Consider the following 727-nt stretch of genomic DNA (forward strand, 5'->3'; position numbering starts at 1 on the left):
CCCAAGGACGAACCCGCTCTCGCGGGAGGGCGTCCTGAGAGGTAGAGCACACCTGGAGATCTGAGCGAGCGCTTGAGCCGGTTTGGCCGGCCTCCGAGCATGAGGGGTCCACCCCTCATCTCGCGAGGACACCCGATGTCTCAACAGCAAGCCTCTGTTCCCGTCAGCCCACTCCGCCGCCGCATGCTCGACGACATGGCCATGCGCGGCCTGCACGAGGACACCCAGCGCAACTACATCATGTTCGTCCGGAGCTTCGCGGCCTTCCTGAGCCGTTCGCCCGAGACCGCGACGGCGGAGGACGTCCGCCGTTTCCAGATTCACCAGGCCGACAGCGGCGTGCAGCCGCCAACGATCAACGGCTCGGTGTCGGCTCTGCGCTTCCTTTTCACCGTTACGCTGGATCGGCCGGACCTGTCGCGGCGCCTCGTGCTGGTGCGCTACGCTCAGAAGCTCCCGACCGTGCTGAACGTCGAGGAGGTCGGACGGCTTCTCGAAGCGGCACGCGGCCCGAAGTACAGGGCCGCGCTCGGGGTCGCCTACGGGGCCGGCCTGCGTGTGTCCGAGGTCGTCGGCCTCAAGACCGGCGACGTCGACAGCACCCGCATGCTGATCCGGGTCGAACAGGGCAAAGGCCGCAAGGATCGCAACGCGATGCTGTCGCCGCAGCTGCTGGAGTTGCTCCGGCAGTGGTGGCGCGAGGGCCGGCGCCGCGGCGTGATGCTGC

The 727-nt window shown here is 68.2% G+C and carries 1 protein-coding gene; it reads left to right on the forward strand.

From position 1 onward, the window contains the following. Nucleotides 1-183 precede the first annotated feature (183 nt). Nucleotides 184-727, forward strand: a 544-nt coding sequence (locus tag M8523_RS36445) for a tyrosine-type recombinase/integrase (protein WP_282589668.1), incomplete at its 3' end; no start/stop codon positions are given.

The sequence above is a fragment of the Lichenifustis flavocetrariae genome, assembly GCF_026130545.1.
GTDB classification, from domain to species: domain Bacteria; phylum Pseudomonadota; class Alphaproteobacteria; order Rhizobiales; family Beijerinckiaceae; genus Lichenihabitans; species Lichenihabitans flavocetrariae.